The sequence below is a fragment of the Mycobacterium sp. ACS1612 genome (genome assembly GCF_001667505.1).
Taxonomy (GTDB): domain Bacteria; phylum Actinomycetota; class Actinomycetes; order Mycobacteriales; family Mycobacteriaceae; genus Mycobacterium.
In genome coordinates, this window is sequence record NZ_LZHZ01000063.1 from 202145 (window position 1) to 221922 (window position 19778).

At 67.1% G+C, this 19778-nt stretch carries 6 protein-coding genes; 1 reads left to right on the top strand and 5 read right to left on the bottom strand.

The features are described from left to right. Positions 1–10 precede the first annotated feature (10 nt). From A5724_RS26320 to A5724_RS26335, 4 genes are read right to left on the bottom strand one after another with little or no spacing between them, the layout of a single operon-like run. Positions 11–1759: an AMP-binding protein gene (locus tag A5724_RS26320; RefSeq protein ID WP_082965283.1), complete on the bottom strand. Its 1749-nt coding sequence runs from the start codon at positions 1757–1759 to the stop codon at positions 11–13. Positions 1760–1802: 43 nt separating this feature from the next. Then, on the bottom strand, positions 1803–2942 hold the full coding sequence (gene pe / locus A5724_RS26325) for an acyltransferase PE (RefSeq protein ID WP_067809538.1): 1140 nt from the start codon (positions 2940–2942) through the stop codon (positions 1803–1805). Between the two features lie 44 nt (positions 2943–2986). Continuing rightward, positions 2987–5983, bottom strand: coding sequence for an RND family transporter (locus A5724_RS26330; RefSeq protein ID WP_067809205.1), 2997 nt, complete (start codon positions 5981–5983; stop codon positions 2987–2989). Positions 5984–6017: 34 nt separating this feature from the next. Beyond that, positions 6018–7439 (bottom strand): condensation domain-containing protein, encoded by a 1422-nt coding sequence (locus A5724_RS26335; RefSeq protein ID WP_082965284.1) that lies wholly within the window; start codon positions 7437–7439, stop codon positions 6018–6020. Between the two features lie 248 nt (positions 7440–7687). Here A5724_RS26335 and A5724_RS26340 point away from each other — a divergent pair, with 248 nt between their 5' ends. Then, positions 7688–18628 carry a type I polyketide synthase gene (locus tag A5724_RS26340; protein WP_067809208.1) on the top strand — a complete coding sequence of 3647 codons (10941 nt, stop codon included), beginning with the start codon at positions 7688–7690 and terminating at the stop codon, positions 18626–18628. Here A5724_RS26340 and A5724_RS26345 read toward each other — a convergent pair. Then, complete coding sequence (locus A5724_RS26345) at positions 18609–19703, bottom strand: dihydrodipicolinate reductase (RefSeq protein WP_067809210.1); 1095 nt, start codon at positions 19701–19703, stop codon at positions 18609–18611. The genes A5724_RS26340 and A5724_RS26345 overlap by 20 nt on opposite strands. Positions 19704–19778: the final 75 nt, after the last annotated feature.

A 19778-nucleotide genomic window follows, 5' to 3' on the forward strand; every position in this document is an offset into this window, starting at 1 on the left:
ACCCGCCGGGTTAGTCGTCCAGCCGGGCGAATTGGTCCTGCCGGTACTGCTCGACACACACGGCACGTCGGATCTTGCCGCTCGTCGTGGTGGGAATCGACCCTGGTGCGACGAAAACCAGGTCCCCGACACTCAAGCCGTGCAGATTCGATATTGCGGACGTGACGTCGCTCTTGACGCCGCTGAGCCAACGCATCGCTTCCTCGTCGGAGTCCCCGCGCTTCTTCAGTTCGATGACGGTGACCAACTCCTCAGTGCTGTTCACCTGCACCGAGATTGCCGCAACCCGGCCACCGGTGATCTGCTGGACCGTCGCTTCGATGTCCTCCGGATAGTGGTTGCGGCCGCGGATGATCAGCAGGTCCTTGATCCTGCCGACGATGAAAAGCTCACCGCCGGAGATGAAGCCAAGGTCACCGGTTCTCAGCCACGGACCATCCGGTGTCCCCTGGGACGGGTCGACCAGCGTCGCGCCGAAGACACCTTGCTCCTCGGGCGGTTTGCGCCAATAGCCTTCTGCCACATTGTCGCCGTGCACCCAGATCTCGCCGACCCGGTCGCCGGGACATTCCCGGCGGGTCTCGGAATCGACGATCCGCAGCGTGGGTGATTGCGGCACTTTGTATTTCACCAGCTCTGCGCCTGCCCCCGCCGCACACCGCTTGACGCGGCCCTCCGACAACTCGTCGGGATCGAAGCGGACCACTTCCGATGCTTCGCTCCAGGTGCCGCTTGCGACGAACACCGTCGCTTCCGCGAGCCCGTACGACGGGCGCACCATGTTGTCGCGAAAGTTGAAGTGCGCGAAGCGGTCCACGAAACGCTGCAAGGTGGCAGGCTGGACCCGTTCGGCACCGCTGATGATGCCGAGCACCCCACCGAGGTCGAGTCCGGCCAGGTCGTCGTCCGTGGTTTTGCGGGCAGCCAAGTCGAAAGCGAAGTTGGGCGCCGCGGACCACACCCGGGAATTCTCGGCCAGCGAGCGGATCCACCTCGCCGGGCGCTCCAAAAACGCCACCGGCGAAGTCAGTTCGCCGCGGAAGCCGCCGAGAATCGGCGCACACACCCCCAGTACCAAGCCCATGTCGTGGTAGAACGGCAGCCACGACACGATCGTGTCGATCGACTGGCCCTTCAGATGGGACTCCGCGAAGTAGCTGCGCATCAACTGTTCGAAGTTGGCCTGCAGGTTGCGGTGTGAGATCATCACGCCGGTCGGCGCTCGCGTCGACCCCGAGCTGTACTGCAGATAGGCCGTGTTGGGCAGATCGGTTGTCCGCGAGAAGGGTTCGCCAACCGCATCCAGGTTCAACGAATCGATTTCGACGACCTTCGGCATCGCCTCGATGGCAGCCTTGTCGACGTAGTCAGCGACGTCCGCGGCGGCCGCCGACGTGGTGAGCACCACCGCGGGCGACGTATCGGCGAGGACCGCGCTCACCCGCTCATGACTCGAACCGCGGTGCGGCAGCGGTAGCGGAACCGCGATCAGTCCGGCCTCCATGGAGCCCAAAAACGCAGCGATGTAGTCCAGGCCCTGCGGAGCCAGAATCACCGCACGATCCGCCGCCGATCCGTGCCTGCTCAGCTCGCGCGCCACATTCGTTGTGCGACGCGACAATTGCGACCACGTCAGGTTCTCGGAGACGCCCGCGAAGTCGTCTACGTAATCGGTGAAGGTGAATGCGACGTCATCCGGACGCATGCTGGCACGTCCGTGCAACATCGAGAGAATGGTCGACTGAGTCGAAGGCGTCACATCACGTCCGTAGTAATTCGTATTCGTCGGCGCAAGGTTGTGGTCAGCCGCCGCGGTGGTTCAGCACGTACTGGAAGCCGGACAGCAGCTGCGACACCGGGTCAGAGCCGCCGCCGAAGGCGGCCTGGGTAGCCGGCGCCGTGACCGCCGCCGGGTCGTACCCGTGCACCGGATCGACAGTGATCGGAGCGGTCAGTGGATCGTCGTTGCGGGAATATCCGGCATCCACCATCGGTTTGAGCACGCCGTCGAGCCGGTCCAATGTGCCGTCGTCCACCCCGAGGTATTTGAAGGGCAGCACCAGCGGCAGGTGTTGCTCGGGAATCAGGTACGTCGTCGTCTTCGCGCCCTTGGAGTTGACGGTCGTCCTGATGTTCTGCGGCGGCACGTTCTTCGGGTTGGTGAACGCCACCGCGGTGTGACCGGTCGCAAGGCCGACCACCGCGTTCAACAGGGACATCCAGTTGTCCGGCCTGTCCGGCCAGTCCGCGATGCTGTCGTAGGCGGACACGAATTGATAAGTGTCGTACTGACTTTCCACCGGAGCGGGCATGCGGAAGTCCAGTGAGGGGACGACGCTGCCGACGGGGAACATCTGCCTCAGGAAGCTCGCACCGAACGCGTGCGTGGCCAGCGGGTCGCCGTACGTGGCGAAGCTCAGGGTGTTCGGCGGCGGCGCGGTCGGGTCGTTCGCCAGCTTGTCCTGAACGGCGTCGAGCACCATCGCGCCTTCGGACAACCCGATCGCGGTGCCAGGGCCACCGTTGCGGATCGCCGTTTCCAGGTTGCCCTCCCCCTCGTCGACCGATTCGCCGATGCTGGGGCCGTCGAGACCGAGGCCGGGGAATCCGTCGTCCAGCCTGCCGATGCCGGGGAACAACCGTTCCAGCGTATGGCCCTGGACCTGACCGGCGGGATAGTTGACGATCTGCCGGTTCAGTCCCGGGAACCAGTCGGCGCCGGTGCGCTTGATGTACTCGTCGTAGGGGATGCCCAGCACGTGCGCGCCGCCGAGGGCGTATCCCCTGCCTGGCGTTCCGATCGGCGGCGGCCCGGCGCTCGGTGCGCCGTGATCCGGTGTCCAGCCGGCTTGGGAGTCGTCGGCGGCGGCGATCGGTGAGCCGAAAGACCCTGCGGCGCCAACGGATAGCAGCGCAGTGGCCACTGCGAGTAGTCTCCGCATACCTGTTTTCACCTCGCTGACTGCCCCTGCGTCCTGCGGCGACATTACTCCGCCTTCCCTGCGGTTGCCCGTGCCACCGGCGGTGCGCTCAGTCGTGACGGCCACCAGTTCGCCCGGCCCACCAGCGTGGCGATGGCGGGCACCGTGACTGTCCGCACCAGGAAGGTGTCCAGCAGGACGCCGACACCGATCAGGAAGCCACCCTGGACCACGGTGGTGATGCTGGAGAACAGCAGACCGGACATCGAGGCGGCGAAAATCAGACCGGCCGCGGTGATCACCCCGCCCGTCGAGGTCAACGTGCGGATGACGCCGTAGCGCATGCCGTGCGGAGACTCGTCGCGCATTCGCGATACGAACAGCAGGTTGTAGTCCGCACCCACCGCGACCAACACCACGAAGGCCAGCGGCGGCACACTCCAATGCAGTTGCTGGCCGAGCAGGTACTGGAAGGTCAGCACGGTTGTCCCGAGCGCGGCGAAGTACGAGATGACCACGGAGGCAACCAAATAGAGCGGTGCGATGATCGCCCGCAACAGCACCATCAGAATCAGCAGCACGACGATCAGGGTCATGATGATGATGAACCGGATGTCGTGTTCGTAGTAATCGCGGGTGTCGCGCAACGCGGCCGGAAATCCGCCCATCGAAATCTGCGCGTCGACCAATTGGGTGTTCGGCTGCGCGCCCTTGGCGGTGTCGAGGATCTGGTTCACCTGGTCCATCGCCTCGGCGCTGAACGGATTGAGTTTCGTCTGCACCAGGTACCGGGCGGTGTGGCCGTCGGGTGAGATGAAGATCTTCGCGGCCTTCTTGAAGTCGTCGAGCTGCAGGATCTGGGCGGGCAGGTTGAATCCCGCCATCGACGGATCCGCCGCGTCGTGGCGCATCGCCAGCAGGAACGCCGCCGCCTCGTCGAGTCCGGCACCCATCAGCTTGACCTGGTCGACGAGTTGATCCACCCCGCCTGCCACCTGCTTGCTGCCGTCGGCGAGCCGATTGGCGTCCTGCTTGACCTTCGTCAGGCCCGCCTGCAGCCCGCCGGGCCGATCGAGGCCCATGGACCGCACCGCCGAACTGAAGTTCGCCATCGCGTCGTTGAGTTGTTTCACCGTCGCGTTGAGGGACTCCTTGTCGCCGAAGCCCTGCAGTTGCCCGGCCAACGTGTTGATCTCGTCGAGGCGGCCGTCGTCGCGCGCGGCGACCAACTTCTGGAACTGGGCGCGGGTGTCGGCGCACGACGGGTTGGCGTCGCAGACGACGTTGCCGTTCAGCGCGGTCAGCACCGGACCGACCCAGGCGAACATGTCCTTGACGGTGGTGAAGTTGACGCCCATCGCGTTGCCCAACTCGTTGACGCTCTGCACCAGCTTGGCCGCGGTCTCGACGTCTTTGACCAATTTGTCGCCGCCGAGGTTGGTTCGCATCGACGAGAACGCGTCGATCAGCCGCTGCATGCTGGGCGCGATCTTGTTGATCTGGGTTCGCACGTCGCTGAGGCTGGCGGCCAGCGTGCCCGCCCCGTCCGTCAGCCGGTTGAGGTCTTTGGTGTTGTCACTGATCACCGCCGAACCGGTGGCCATCCGATCACCGACGATGCCCGCCTGGTAGGTGGCCCGAAACTCCTGCGGCACTTCCCCTGTGGGGCGGGTCAGGCCGCTGACCAGACCGATGTTCGGCAGCTGGCTGACCCGCTGCGCCATCTGCTCGAGATCCGCGAGGGCCTGTGGGGTGCGTAGATCCCGCGGCGATTTGATCAGGATGTATTCGGGCACGGCCTGGCTGATCGGGAAGTGGCGCTCGAGCGCCGCATAGCCGACCGAACTCGGCGCTGACGGTCCGAGGGCCTTGCGATCGTCGTAGTTGTACTTCGCCAGCGTGGCGCAACTGGCGAGCAGCACCAGGACGAGCAGGCTGCCGACCAGATGGGCCTTGGGGCGCCGCACGATGCGCACCCCTGACCGGCGCCACAATCGACTGGTCAACTCGCGGCGTGGCTTGACCCAACCACGCGGCGCTGCCAGCACCAGGATGGCGGGGAGCAGGGTGACCGCGGCAAGGTACGCCACCGCCACGCCGATCGCACACGCCACGCCGACGGTGGAGAACACCCCCATCTTGGCGAAACTGATTCCCAGGAACGTGATTCCGACGGTAGCGGCCGATGCGGTGATCACCTTGCCGATCGAGATCAGCGCCCGACGCACGGCGTCGTCGAGATCAGCGCCCCGACGCAGATAGTCGTGGTAGCGGCTGATGAGGAACACCGCGTAATCGGTGCCCGCACCCGCGATCATCGCGCTCAGGAAGATCACGGACTGGTTGGAGACCCCGATTCCGAACAGATCCGAGACGCCGGCCACCACGGCCTGCGCCGTCACCAAGGACGCCCCGATCGCGGCGAGCGGCAGCAGCATCGTGATCGGGTTGCGGTAGACCACCAGCACTACGAGAAGGACCAGCACGCCGATCGCGATCTCGATCGGCAACCGATCCTGTTGGCCTGCGACGGTCAGGTCGGCGACGGTGGCCGCCGGCCCGGTCACCTGAACGTCGAGGGAACTGCCCGCGGCGTTGTGCTTGACGATGTCGGCGACCCGGTTGTAGGCGTCGTAGGCGCGCGGCGTGCCCAACTCGCCCGCAAGGCCGACGGGTAGCACCCACGTCGTCTTGTCCTTGCTCGTCAGGAACGGACGCAGTTGGGGCGTGGTGAAGAAGTCCTGCACCATCACGACGTCGGTGACGTCGTCGCGCAACGCATCGACCACCTTGCGGTAGGTGGCCTCGTCGCCTTGCTTGAGCCCGGATTGGTTGATGAACGCAACGACGAGGAGGTTTTCCGAGCCCGACTCGTGAAACGCCTCCGTCATCTCCCTGGCGGCGACACTCGACGGGGCGTCGTTGGGCAGGATGGCCAGCGGATGCCGCTGCGCCATCTCGTTGAGACTCGGGAACGTCAGCGGCAGCGCGACCGCTATCGCGACCCACACTCCCACCACCAACCAGGGCCACCGCACCACAAGATCGGCTAGCCGTCGCATATCGCCCTCACCCTCGTCCGCGAATCGCGCACCACTACGCGACGCGTCCCCAGTCCCCGCTGTCGGCGACTCGTACCGTCACCGACTTCATCGCCTCCATGTAGCGGGTCACCGACTTGTCGGCAATGGGATTGTCGGGATGCATGATCGCCATCACCGTGCCCTCGTTGTACCGGAATATGTAAATGGTCAATTGATAAGAAAACCGGCCGTCAGGGTAAATGCCGATATTGTTCGCCAACCCCATATCGGCGGCCGCGAGAATGGCATTCAGTGGTGCGGCACCGCCGTGCAGGAAATTCGACACCGGGAAATTGGGCTGCGGCCAGTTCAGCCACGGCGCCAACTCCAATACGCGGTAATACGGCACGCGCGCCATGTCGAGCCCCGAATCGAATGACGCCTGCGCCGCCGCGGCGGCGTCGCTGAACGAGGTCGCCGCTATCGGAACGGTGATCGGGATCAAGCCGGTAAACCATCCCTGCGTCATGAAATTGTCGCTGGCGGTCCGCGAATCCCGCGGCGTCAACCCGTAATAGGTGAGCGCACCGGTGAATTCGTACTCCACCAACCCGAGGCAGGCGAACAGGCCGCCGACGAAACGTGCACCCGCCACCGTACAAGCCGATTCGAAGCGCTCGGTCTGTGCCGCATCCATCAGTATTTCCGACGTCATCCCACTGCTGTTCGACTCCTGCGGATTGCCCAGCGGAAGCGGGAATTCAGGAAAACCGTCGGTGTTGTTCTCAGCAAATTCAATCCATGCACGGACCCCGGGCGAATCCAGCGTCAACGCCGATGTGTGCTCACGCTCGCGTACACAGAAATCGTTGAAACTGCCCGCGTCGGGAAGCGTGAGAGCCTGGCTTCCTGCGCTGAGCGCGGAGTACATTCCGTTGGCTTCCAGCATCGTCGTGCCGATCAGCGTCGCATCGCCGTGCACGTGGTCCATGGCGGCGAAGAAGGTGAAGTGGTTCTCGTTCTGGATGATGCCGAACGTGAAGCAACCCCACTCCAACGGATTCGGTATGTCGACGGCATGGGCGCGGATTTCGTCGACCGTCATACGGCCCTGATCGACCGGTACGAATTCGATGTCGGCCGGGTCCTCGATGGCATGGCGGATGAAGTCACCGTCATCGGTCCGTTCGAACCAACTGCGGAAGGTGTCGTGCCGGCGCAGGTACGCGTTGACGGCATGATCCATCGCGGCGATATCGCATTGTCCGGGTACTTCGCAGCTGGCGATGATTTGCCGGGAAAAGGTCAGCCCCGCGTCGGTGCGGTCACAGTAGTTGCGCAGATGTTGGCGCTGCATATAGCTCACCGGTACGGAACTCACCGGCGCTCGGCGCGCTTTTTCGGCCGCCTCCGCCGTCGGATGCCATGAGGTGACCGAGCCCGAATTCAACGACCATTCATCAAGTGCGCCAACCGTGACTTTCCCGATTCGCAAAGCTCGGTCCTCCTATTTGGCCAAGTTTCGGGTCCGGCAGCACCCGTTGCTGCGCCAACATACCCTCGGTCCCAGTACGACGCCCCGCACCGGTTGCCCGCGGGGCGACGACGACGCGCACGCGACAGTGGCGCATGCAATAGTGGTCGGTCGGGAGACGACAGTTTTGTCGGGGATAGGCCATTTTCCTGCGGGACACATGTCCCACAGGAGGCACTTCCAACCGCCGATGCAAGGAGGACAACGGCATGGGATCTGCCGGGCATCCGTTCGAGCCGGCCACACGTTTCGCGATTATTGGCTACGCGGCTCGTTTGCCGGGCGCTCGCGACGCCGATGAGTTCTGGGACGTGTTGCGCGAGGGCCGCGACGCGATATCGGAGGTCCCGAAGGACCGTTGGGACGTCGACGAATTCTTCGATCCGGAACCCGGTGCCCCCGGCAAGGTGGTGACCCGCCGGGCCGGGTTCGTCGACGACGTGACCGGTTTCGACGCACCGTTCTTCGGTATGTCGACGCGCGAGGTCAGGTTGATGGACCCGCAGCACCGGATTTTGCTGGAGACCGCATGGCGCGCAGTGGAGCATGCGGGTATCGCGCCGACCTCGCTGGCCGACACCAACACCGGGGTGTTCGTCGGCCTGGCCACCCACGACTACCTGGGGATGGCATCCGACGAGCTGACCTATCCCGAGATCGAGGCCTACATGGCCATCGGGACGTCGAATGCCGCGGCCGCAGGTCGGATCAGCTACCGGTTGGGCCTGCAGGGGCCCTCAGTCGCCGTGGACACGGCGTGCAGTTCGTCGCTGGTGGCGATCCATCAGGCGTGCCAAGCGCTGCGCCTCGGCGAATGTGACCTCGCGCTGGCGGGCGGGGCGAACGTGCTGCTGACTCCGGCGACCATGATCACGTTCTCCAGCGCGCAGATGCTCTCGCCCGACGGCCGGTGCAAGACGTTCGACGCGGCCGCCGACGGCTATGTGCGCGGCGAGGGTTGCGGCGTCATCGTCGTCAAGCGCCTCGAGGACGCGCTCCGCGACGGCGACCGGATCCGCGCCGTGATCCGCGGCAGCGCGATCAACCAGGACGGCGCCTCTGGCGGCCTGACGGTGCCGAATGGCGTTGCGCAGCAACGGGTTATCGCCGACGCGCTGAAGCGTGCCGGGCTGCGGCCCAGCGATGTCGGATACCTGGAGGCACACGGCACCGGAACATCGCTGGGCGACCCGATCGAGGCTCAGGCCGCCGGCGAGGTGCTCGGTGCGGGGCGCGAACCCAGCCAGCCGCTGTTGATGGGCTCGGTCAAGACCAACATCGGGCACCTGGAGGCCGCCGCCGGTATCGCGGGTGTCATCAAGGTCGTCCTGTCGCTGGAACACGAGCTGTTGCCGCGGCACCTGCATTTCGAGAACCCGTCGCCGCACATTCCGTGGGACCGGCTGGCGGTGGAGGTCGTCAAGGAACCCACACCGTGGGAACGCAACTGCAGGCCCCGCATCGCCGGGATCAGTTCCTTCGGATTCGCGGGCACGAACGCCCACGTGATCCTCGAAGAGGCACCCGAGCAGAGCGCGCCGGACACCACGGCGTCGGAGGACCGCCGGTTCAACGTGCTTCCCGTCTCGGCTCGCACGCCTGCCGCGCTGGCGCAACTCGCAGGCGACTACCGCGGCTGGCTGGCCGCACACCCGGAGGCCACGCTGGCGGACGTCTGCTTCACGGCGGGCGCAGCGCGCGCGCATCTGGAGCACCGGGCCGCGCTGGTGGTCAACTCGAGGGAATCAGCCATCGAGCTACTGGGTGCGCTCGCCGACGATCGGCCCGCACCGGGTCTGGTGCGGGGCGAAACCCACGACACGCCCAAGACGGCGTGGCTGTTCACCGGCCAGGGCAGCCAATACCCCGGGATGGCCAAGGAGTTGTACGGCGGCGAGCCGGTGTTCGCCGAGACGGTGGACAGGTGCGCGGCGGCGATCGCGGATGTTCTCGAAAAGCCGCTGCTGGACTTGATTTTCGAGGTGGACGGCCTGGACAGCGACGCCACGCTGCGGCAGACCGCTCATGCGCAGCCCGCGCTGTTCGCCGTCGAGATGGGTTTGGCCCGGCTCTGGCAGTCATGGGGCCTCGATCCCGACGTGGTGCTCGGCCACAGTGTCGGCCAGTATGCGGCGGCCTGCGTGGCAGGCGTGTTCAGTCTCGAAGACGGCGCGCTGCTGATGGCCGAACGCGGTCGCCTGTTCGGCAGCTTGCCCGCGGGCGGCCGGATGGTCGCGGTGTTCGCCGCCGCTGAGCGCGTCGAGGCGATAACCGACGAGTTCCCGAGTCTCTCGGTGGCCGCCTACAACGGTGCCAACACCGTATTGTCCGGTCCCGCAACGGATCTGGAGAAGGCGGCGGCGTCGCTGGCCGCCGACGGTGTCCGCTGCGACTGGCTGGAAACCAGTCACGCGTTCCATTCGGCGCTGCTCGATCCGATCCTCGACGAGTTCGAGTCGTATGCGGACCGGTTCTCTTACCGTGCGCCGCAACGACTGTTGATCGACAATCGCACGGGTGCCGCACTGGGTAGGAGCGTCAAACTCGATGGTGCCTATTGGCGACGCCACGCGCGCCAACCCGTCCAGTTCGCCAAGAGTGTGCGCACCCTTGCCGATCTGAACTGCAAGGTGCTGCTGGAGATCGGCCCCAGGCCGGTGCTGACCGCGGCGGCCCTCGGCGCATGGCCGGACCAGGTGACCGCACCGCGGGTGATCGCATCGCTGCGACCGAACATTGCCGACCAACGGCAGATCACCGAAGCCGTCGCCGACGCATATGTCATGGGACACCGGCCTGACTTCGCTGCCCTGGGACATACGCACGCCCGCAAGGTGGACCTGCCCACCTATCCATTCGAGCGGCGTCAGTACTGGTTCCGTGACAACCTGGCCGCCGACCGGCCCGGCCGAACCCGGCCCGATGCCACGCGCACCCAGGCCGTGCGCTTGCTCGAAGACGGCCGCATCGACGAACTCGCCACCCTGCTCGGTGACGGTGACCGCCAGACCATCGATGTGCTGACCAGGCTTGCCGCGCAACACAATCAGCAACGAACGACTCAGTCGATCGCGGACGACCGATACGAATTCCGATGGGAGCCCTCGGGCGCGCCGATCGGCGCGGACGGCTTGGAATCCACCTGGATCCTGATCGGCGAGGACACCGAAGCGATACGTGCCCTTGTCGATGTACTGACGGCGCGTGGTCACAAGCACCGGATCCTCGGATTGCCGATGTCGGACCCGGATGAGGAAAAGCTTGCCGACGCGTTGCGCGCTGCGGCGGTGGACGATTCGACTCTTCGCATCGTGCATGTCGGTGCGCTTGACGTCGGCGCGGCACCGTCGATGCGGTCCCTGCTGCGCATGCAGCACCGCGTCCTGGGCGGCACCCGACGGCTGCTTCGGGCCGCGAGCGCCGCGGAAGCGGGCGGACCCGTCTGGGTGGTGACGCGCGGTGCGCAGAAAGTCACTGACGCCGACGCCGTCGCGCCGGATCAAAGTTGCCTGTGGGGCTTTGGTCGCGCCGCGTCGCTGGAGCTTCCGCAGGTGTGGGGCGGGCTGGCTGATCTGGCGGACGGCAGCACCGACGAATGGTCCCGGCTCGTCGACCTGATCAGCACGCCGCGTGATGCGACGGCCAGAGAAGACCAGGTCGCGCTTCGCGGTCAGGAAATCTACGTGCCCCGGCTGGTCCGGCGGGACGAGGCGCCCAGCGGTGCGCCGGTGGAATTGCGCCAGGACGCAAGCTATCTGGTCACCGGCGGCCTTGGGTCCGTCGGATTGGAAATCGCCGGTTACCTGGCCGCCCGCGGCGCCAGGCATCTCGTGCTGACCAGCCGCAGAACGCCCAACGACGCCGCGCAGCAGCGCATCGCTGCTCTGGGCCAGCAGTACGGCTGCGAAATCCGCGTGGTCCCCGCTGATGTCGCCGACGCGCACGACGTGGCCCGTCTGCTGACCACGGTGCAGGCCGAACTGGCGCCGTTGGCAGGCATCGTCCACGCTGCGGGCGAGATCGGCACCACGCCGCTGAGCCACCTGGACGACAGCGAACTCGATCGGGTGTTCGCCGGAAAGGTCTGGGGCGCTTGGCATCTGGCCGAGGCGGCCAACGATCTGAGTCTGGACTTCTTCGTCTGCACGTCGTCGATCGCCTCGGTGTGGGGTGGATTCGGCCAGACCGCCTACGGTGCGGCCAACGCCTTCCTCGACGGGCTGGCCTGGCGACTGCGCGAACAAGGCATTCCCGGCATCAGCGTCAACTTCGGTCCATGGTCGGCGGGGATGGCCGACGCGGAATCGCGCGCCCGACTGGACAAGCGCGGAATCCGCACGCTCTCCCCTGCCGACGCGCTGGCAGGCCTGGCCGACATCCTTGCGGCGGGTTCGTCCGCGCACGGCGTGGTCGCGCGGGTTGACTGGGCCCGCTTCCTGCCCCTGTACCAGCAGGCAGGCAGGCGCGCGTTCCTCGCTGAGCTGGAACACGAAGTGCTCGACGCGGTGCCTGCGGTCACGCCGTCAGGGACGACGGACTTCGTGCAGCGGCTCACCAACGCGCCGGTGCAGCAACGCAAGAAGCTGGTGACCGATCACCTGCGTGATGCGGTGGCACAGGTGACGCGGGTCGACGCCAGCGAGATCCGCGAGGACGCCGGGTTCTTCGACCTCGGCATGGATTCGTTGATGGCGGTCGAACTGCGGCGCCGGATCGAACAGGCCGTCGGCAAGGAAGTTCCGGTCACCCTGGTGATGGATCACCCGCGGTTGTCCGACGCGGCCGACTATCTGCTGCACGACGTGCTCGGCCTCGGCGAGCAGGCGTCCGCGCCTGCGCGCGCGTCGATGGTGACCACACGCACCGACGAACCCATCGCCATCGTCGCGGTGTCCTGCCGATTCCCCGGCGCGCCCGATCCGGAAGCGTTCTGGGACCTGCTCGCCGCCGGTGTCGACGCGATTCGCGAAGTGCCCGAGGACCGGTTCGACATCGACGAGTTCTACGACCCCGACCCGGAAAGCGTTGGCAAGACCTACACCCGGTTCGGCGGGTTCCTCGATGCGGTCGACGGCTTCGATCCCGAGTTCTTCGGCATCTCCCCGCGTGAGGCCGTCTGGATCGAACCGCAACAGCGGTTGATGCTCGAAACCGTATGGGAGGGGCTGGAGAGGGCCGGCTACTCGCCCGCGGAGCTGCGGGGCAGCCGGACCGGCATCTTCGCCGGGGTGGCCGCCAACGAGTACGCCCACCTGCTGTCGTCAGAGTCGGTCGACAAGATCGAGCCGTACTTCATCACCGGCAACGCGCTCAACGCCATCTCCGGCCGAGTCGCGTTCGCGCTCGGCCTCGAAGGGCCAGCGGTGGCAGTCGACACGGCGTGCAGTTCCGCGCTGGTCGCGGTGCATCAGGCGTGTCAGGCGCTGCACGCAGGGGACTGCGATCTGGCGCTGGCGGGCGGTGTGAACGTGCTGCTGTCGCCGGTGACGGTGATCGCAGCCTCGCGGGCCAGGATGCTGTCACCGGTCGGGCGGTGCAAGACCTTCGACGCCTCCGCCGACGGCTACGTCCGCAGCGAGGGCTGCGGCATCCTGGTGCTCAAGAGGCTCAGCGACGCCCAGCGCGATGGCGATCGGATCTGCGCAGTCATCTCCAGCAGCGCGGTCAACCAGGACGGCGCGTCCAGCGGTTTGACGGTGCCCAACGGCGGTGCGCAGCAGCGGCTGATCGGGACGGCGCTGGCCCGCGCGGGCCTGACCGGCGGCGACGTCGACTATCTGGAGGCGCACGGCACGGGCACCCCGCTGGGTGATCCGATCGAGGTGCAGGCGGCCGCCGCCGCCTACGGCGACTCGCGTGAGGCGCCGCTGCTGATGGGTTCGGTGAAGACCAACATCGGGCACACCGAATCCGCCTCCGGCGCAGCGGGTCTGATCAAGGTGGTGCTTTCGCTGCAGCACGAGTTGTTGCCGCAGAGTCTGCACTTCGACACCCCGTCGCCGCACATTCCATGGGACTCGCTGCCGGTGCAGGTGGTCAGCGAGGCGACGCCGTGGCAGACCAACGGTAGGCCGCGCCGCGCAGGTGTGAGTTCATTCGGGTTCACCGGCACCAATGCGCACGTGTTGATCGAGGAGGCGCCGCGGCGACCCGCGGTCGCCGACGAGGAACCGGAGACACCGCAGCCGCCCGTCAACGTGCTGACGTTGTCCGCCCGTTCACCGGAAGCGTTGGCCGAGTTGGCACAACGGTACGAGGCGTGGTTGGCCGCCCATCCGGATGTCGACCTGGCCGACGTGTGCCTGACCGCGGGCACGGGCCGTTCGCACTTCGAACATCGCGCCGCGTTGGTGGTGGATTCGATCGAAAGCGCGCGCGGGGGTCTGGCCGACCTGGCCGAAAACCGCCTGCGCCCCGGCGTCGTCCGCGGCGAGCACACCAACCGCCCGACGACGGCCTGGTTGTTCACCGGTCAGGGCAGCCAGTATCCGGGCATGGCGCGCGAGTTGTTCGCCGCCGAACCGGTGTTCGCCGAGACCGTGACCCGCTGCGCGGAGGCCGTCGACGACATGCTGCCGCGTCCGTTGCTCGAGGTGATGTTCGCGACGGATCGCGAGACCGCAGGCAAGGCGGCAGATGCGTTGCGGGACACATCATTTGCGCAGCCCGCGCTATTCGCCGTCGAGATGGGCCTCGCCCGGCTCTGGCAGTCGTGGGGCATCGAGCCCGACGTGGTGCTCGGACACAGCGTCGGCCAGTACGCGGCCGCGTGTGTGGCCGGAATGTTCAGCCTCGAAGACGGCGCCCGACTGATCGCCGAGCGTGGTCGGTTGTTCGGCAGCCTGCCCGAGGGTGGGCGCATGGTGGCGGTGTTCGCCGACCCCAAGCACGTCGAGGAGGTGGCCAGCGAGTTCCCTCGGGTCTCGGTGGGCGCCTACAACGGGCCCAACACCGTGCTCTCCGGGCCAGGCGAGGACCTGCAGCAGGTCGTCACCCGGTTCGAGGAAGAGGCGATTCGCTGCACATGGTTGCAGACCAGCCACGCCTTCCACTCCGAACTGCTGGACCCCGTGCTCGACGAGTTCGAGTCGTACGCGGCCCAATTCACGTTCGCCACCCCCGCACTGCCGTTGGTCTGCAACCGCACCGGCGCCGTGCTCACACCGCAGACGCCGATGGATGCGCAGTACTGGCGGCGGCATTCCCGCCAGCCCGTGCAGTTCGCCGAGAGCGTGCGCACCGCGGCGGCGCTGGGCTGCACGGTGTTGATGGAGATCGGTCCGCAACCGGTGCTGACCGGGGCGGCGGTTCAGGTGTGGCCGGAACATCTGGCCGCGCCGCGGGCGATCGTCTCGCTGCGCAAGGGCGTCGGCGACCGACGTCAGATCGCCGATGCGCTGGCCGCGGCCTATGTCGGCGGCCACCGACCGGATTTCGCTGCGCTGCATCGTGGTTCGCGCCGGGTGCTGGAACTGCCCACCTATCCGTTCCAGCGGCGCCGGTTCTGGCCGAAGTCGGCGGGCATGTCCGTGACGGGCGGTTTCGGTGAGGCGTCGGGAATCCTGGGCACCGGTAAGGAACTGGCCTCCGGCGACACCGTCTACACCAGCAGGTTGTCGGTCAAGTCGCAGCCGTGGCTGTCCGACCACGTCATCTACGGCACCGTCGTGGTGCCTGGCGCGACCTATGCCGCGATGGCGCTGGCCGCGGTCGGCACGCCCGCGCACGCCAAGGACGTCTTCTTCTACGAGCCGATCATCCTGCCGGAGAAGAGTTCTCGCGAGGTGCAGCTGACGCTGCATCCGCTGGAGCACGACGGTGAAACGCGCTTCCAGGTGCACAGCCGTCCGTACGGTGAACGCGGCGCGGAGTGGTCGTTGAACGCCGAAGGCACCGTCGTGTCCGGCGCGGAGAACGAGCAGGCGGCAGAGAACGAGCCTGTCGACGAAGCCGTCGAGCGGCTGGAACGCATGCGCCCGCAGGAACTGTTCGAGACGTTCGCCGATCTGGAATTGGCGTGGGGGCCGACGTGGTCCGGTTCGCTGAAGTCGCTGTGGCTCGGTGAAGGTGAGGCGATCGGTGACGTCCTGGTCGGCGAGGAACTCGCGGAGCAACTGGGCACCGAACCGATGCACCCGGTGCTGATGGACCTGTGCACCGGCGTCGCGTTCCCTGCGTTTCCGGCGCTGCTCGCAGCCGAGCAGGGGGTGAGCGATCTGTTCCTGCCGTTGCGGTACGGGCAGGTGACGCTGCGCGAGAAGATGCCGAGGCGGTTCTACTGCCGGGCACGGTGGCACGAGAGCGCGCTGGACAACGAAACCCAGGTCTTCGACATCGACTATCTCGACCGAAACGGCAAGCACCTGGGTGGGATTCGCGAGTTCACGGTGAAACGCGCACCCCGCGAGGCATTGCTGCGTGGTCTCGGCGGTGACGCCACCCGGCTGCTGTACACCCTGGGCTGGCACGAGGTGCCGGTGGCGGGCGACGATCCCGCCGCGGCGAACGGCACGTGGCTGATCGCCGGCTTCGACGAGTTGGCGGCCAAGGTGCCCGGCTGCATCCCGTTCGATCGCGACATCGACACCGAGCCGCTGGGACAGGTGCTGGCGCAGGCGCACGAGCGCGGCATGGGCTTCTCCGGCGTGGTCTGGCGCAGCGGCGCGGCCACCGCCGACGAGTCGATCGCCGACGCCACCGCCCGACTGGAAGCCGAGATCGCCAACCTGCTCAGCGCCGTGCACACCGTACAGGGCGGCCTGAAACTGCCCGGCGGCCTGTGGATCGTCACCGAACGGGCGGTCGCCACCGAGTCCGGCGAGCCGGTCGACCCGATGCAGGCCGCGCTGTGGGGCTTCGGCCGCACCGCGATCAACGAGGAACCGGCGTTGCGCGCCAAGCTCGTCGACTGCGACGGATCGCCGGAAGCCGTGCAGTTGCTGTCCAGTCTGCTGGGCACGCCCGTCGACGAGCCGGAACTGGCTCTGCGCCAGGGGAAGTTGCTGGCGTCCCGGCTGCTGCCGTGGGCGCGCAGCGGCAATCTCACCGTCCCGCGCGCAGGCGATTTCGCGCTGGCGCCCACCGAACGCGGTGCGATCGACAATCTGCGGCTGACCGAACGGGACGTCGCGCCGCCCAACGAGGGCTACGTGCAGGTCCGGGTCGAGGCCGCGGGCCTCAACTTCCGGGATGTGCTCAACGTCCTCGGGTTGTATCCGGGCGATCCGGGGCCGATCGGCGGCGACTTCGCCGGTGTCGTCACGCAATTGGGTGAAGGCGCGACCGGACTCGAGGTGGGCCAGCGCGTCTACGGCTCCATGCAGGGTGCGTTCGCCAGCCGGTTCAACGTGCCTGCCCAGTTCCTGGCGCCGATCCCGGACGGGGTGAGCGCGGTCGAAGCCGCGACGATCCCCGCCGCGGCGCTCACGGTGCGGCTGTCGTTCGACTGGGCGCAGCTCAAGCCGGGCGACAAGGTGCTCATTCACGCCGCGAGCGGCGGTGTCGGCCTTGCTGCCGTCCAGATGGCCCAGCAGTGCGGGGCAGAGGTGTTCGCCACGGCAAGCACCTTCAAGCGCGCGACCCTGCGCAAGCTCGGCGTGCAGCACGTGTACGACTCGCGCACAACAGATTTCGCCGACCAGATTCTGGCGGACACCGACGGCGCAGGTGTGGACGTGGTGCTCAACAGCCTGACCAGCGAGGGTTTCATCGAGGCGACACTGAAGGCCACGGCCCAGAACGGCCGCTTCGCCGAGATCGCCAAGCGCGATATCTGGACGCCGGAGCAGATGGCCGCGGTCCGTCCCGACATCGCCTACGAGGTCGTCGCGCTGGACACGGTGATGTTCACGGAACCCGACCGCATTCGCGACCTGCTCACCGAGGTGTCGGACGGACTGGCGAACGGCCAGTGGACGCCGCTGCCGGCCGAGATCTACCCGCTGACGGAGGCCAGGACCGCGTTCCGCCGCATGCAGCAGGCGCGGCACATCGGCAAGATCGTGGTGCAGATCCCCAATCCGCTTCAACCGCGGGCGGATCGAAGCTACCTGATCACCGGCGGCCTCGGCGCGATCGGACTGCACACGGCGTCGTATCTGGCCCAACTCGGCGCCGGTGACATCGTGTTGACCAGCAGGCGGGCGCCCGATGCCGGAGCACAACGGACGATCGACGACATCACCGAGCGCTACAAGTGCCGAATCCACGTGCACTCAGCCGATGTCGGCGACGAGGCCGAAGTGGTGGCACTGTTGGAGAAGATCCGCGCGGAGTTGCCGCCACTCGCGGGTGTGGTCCATCTGGCCGGTGTGCTCGACGATGCGCTGCTGTCCGCGCAGAGCGTCGGGCGGTTCCGGGCGACGTTGGCGCCCAAGGCATTCGGCGCCTGTCACCTGGACCGGCTGACCAAGGACGAGGCGCTGGACTTCTTCATCGTGTCGTCGTCGGTGTCGAGCTTGTTCGGTTCACCGGGGCAGGCCAACTACGCAGCCGCCAACGCACTGCTCGACGGCCTTGTCGCGCAGCGACGGGCGAAGGGGCTGCCCGCCACGGGCATCAACTTCGGTCCGTGGGGCCAAGGCGGCATGGCGTCGTCGGACGCCGCGACCGCCAACATCAGTGCCCAGGGCCTGGTGCCGCTGGATCCGTCGGCCGCACTCAGTGCACTCGCCGAGGTGGTGGCCAACGGCACCGGACAGGCCACGGTGCTCAAGGCCAACTGGCAGCGCGCCGCGAAGGTGCTCGGCAGTTCCCGGCCGCCGATCCTCGACCTGGTGCTACCGAGTGCGGTCGGCGAGGTGACCGGGGACAGCGAGTTGCTCAAGCAGTTGCAGGAGATCCCGGTGCCGCAGCGCGCCGCCTTCGTCACCGAGTTCCTTCAGCGCGAGGTGCAGAACTTCCTGCGACTGGCGCAGCCGCCCGCCGCGAGCAGTCGGTTCCTGGACCTCGGCACGGACTCGCTGATGGCGATCGAACTCCGCAACCGGCTGCACAGTCAGTTCGGCGGCGCGTTCACGATCAATGCGACCGCGGTGTTCGACTACCCGACCATCGGTGGGCTGGCCGAATATCTGGTGAATCAGCTGCCCGACGCGGAAGAGACTGTGGAGGAAGCACAACCAGCGGAGGTCAGTCAGCCCACCGGCTAGCTTCCACCTCCGGCGGCAGCACGGACTGCATCGGCACGTCGAGGCCGTCATAGATGCCCGGCTTCTGGTCGGCCAGCCAGTTGAGCGCGCCGAGCAGCCGGTTGGCGGCGGTGGTGTTGCCGCCGTCGGCGCGGGTGCCGCCGGGTACGTCGGCGCGGCTGACGATGGTCAGCCGCGGATCGCCGTCGACGATCACCCGGTGGTCGCCGACGCCTCCCCGATCGGCGTCGTCGGGGTAGGGCCAGTCCGGCGCGCACGAGGAGTGGATGCGGGTGATGTGGTCGATGACGACGCGTTCGCGGCCCTTCGACTTGCCGACCACCTTGAGCCAGAACGCGCCCTGCGTGCCCTTCTCGAATCGGCCCATGACGGTGTCGACGGACTCCTCCAGTGGCAGCCGCTCGACCTCCTCGGTGATCTCGTCGATCTCCAAGCCAAGGCCGCGTCCGATCAGCCGGATGTTGCCGCCCCACACCATGGTCGGGATCGACGGCAACAGCATCATCGGCACCTCATCCATGGGGCCGCCGAAGCCGCACGACACCTTGACCGCGTACGGCTGGTCGTAGGTGGAGTAGTCGAAGATTTCCTGGCAGCGGATGGCCTTGATCCGGGTGCACAGCCCCGCCGCGATGACGGCCAGCGCGTCGTTACCCCAGCCGGGATCCACCCCGCTGACGAGCAGCGAACCTCGGCCCTCCTCGGCGGCCGCGGTCAGCCGTTGCACCCATTCTTCAGGCGCCGACCGCGGGTCGTAGAGCGAGTACAGCGACGGGGTGACGACGTGCTTACCCGCGCGCAGGCAGCAGACGATGTCGGCGACGGCGTCATCGGGCCTGATGTCGCCGGAGGCCATGTAGGCCACCGCGTCGCAGTCGGCCAGGACCGCATCGACGTCGGTGCTGGCGGTGACGCCGGTGTCGGCGTCGAGGCCGGCGAACTTCGCGGCGTCCTTACCGTCCTTGTCCGGCGACGACGTGATGACGCCCGCCAGCCGTAAACCCGGAAACGCCGCCGCCGACCTGATTGCCGTCGAGCCCATGTTGCCTGTTCCCCACACCGCCACCCGAAGCACCCGGACACCCTATCGAGGGCCCGCGTGATCAACCTCACAAAGCGCCAAACCGCCTGCTCAGGCGCCTGTCAACTG

Excerpts from the sequence above, each read along its gene's own strand:
- pe (WP_067809538.1), bottom strand. The coding sequence starts at position 2,942 with ATGCGGAGACTACTCGCAGTGGCCACTGCGCTGCTATCCGTTGGCGCC.
- A5724_RS26330 (WP_067809205.1), bottom strand. The coding sequence starts at position 5,983 with ATGCGACGGCTAGCCGATCTTGTGGTGCGGTGGCCCTGGTTGGTGGTG.
- A5724_RS26340 (WP_067809208.1), top strand. The coding sequence starts at position 7,688 with ATGGGATCTGCCGGGCATCCGTTCGAGCCGGCCACACGTTTCGCGATT.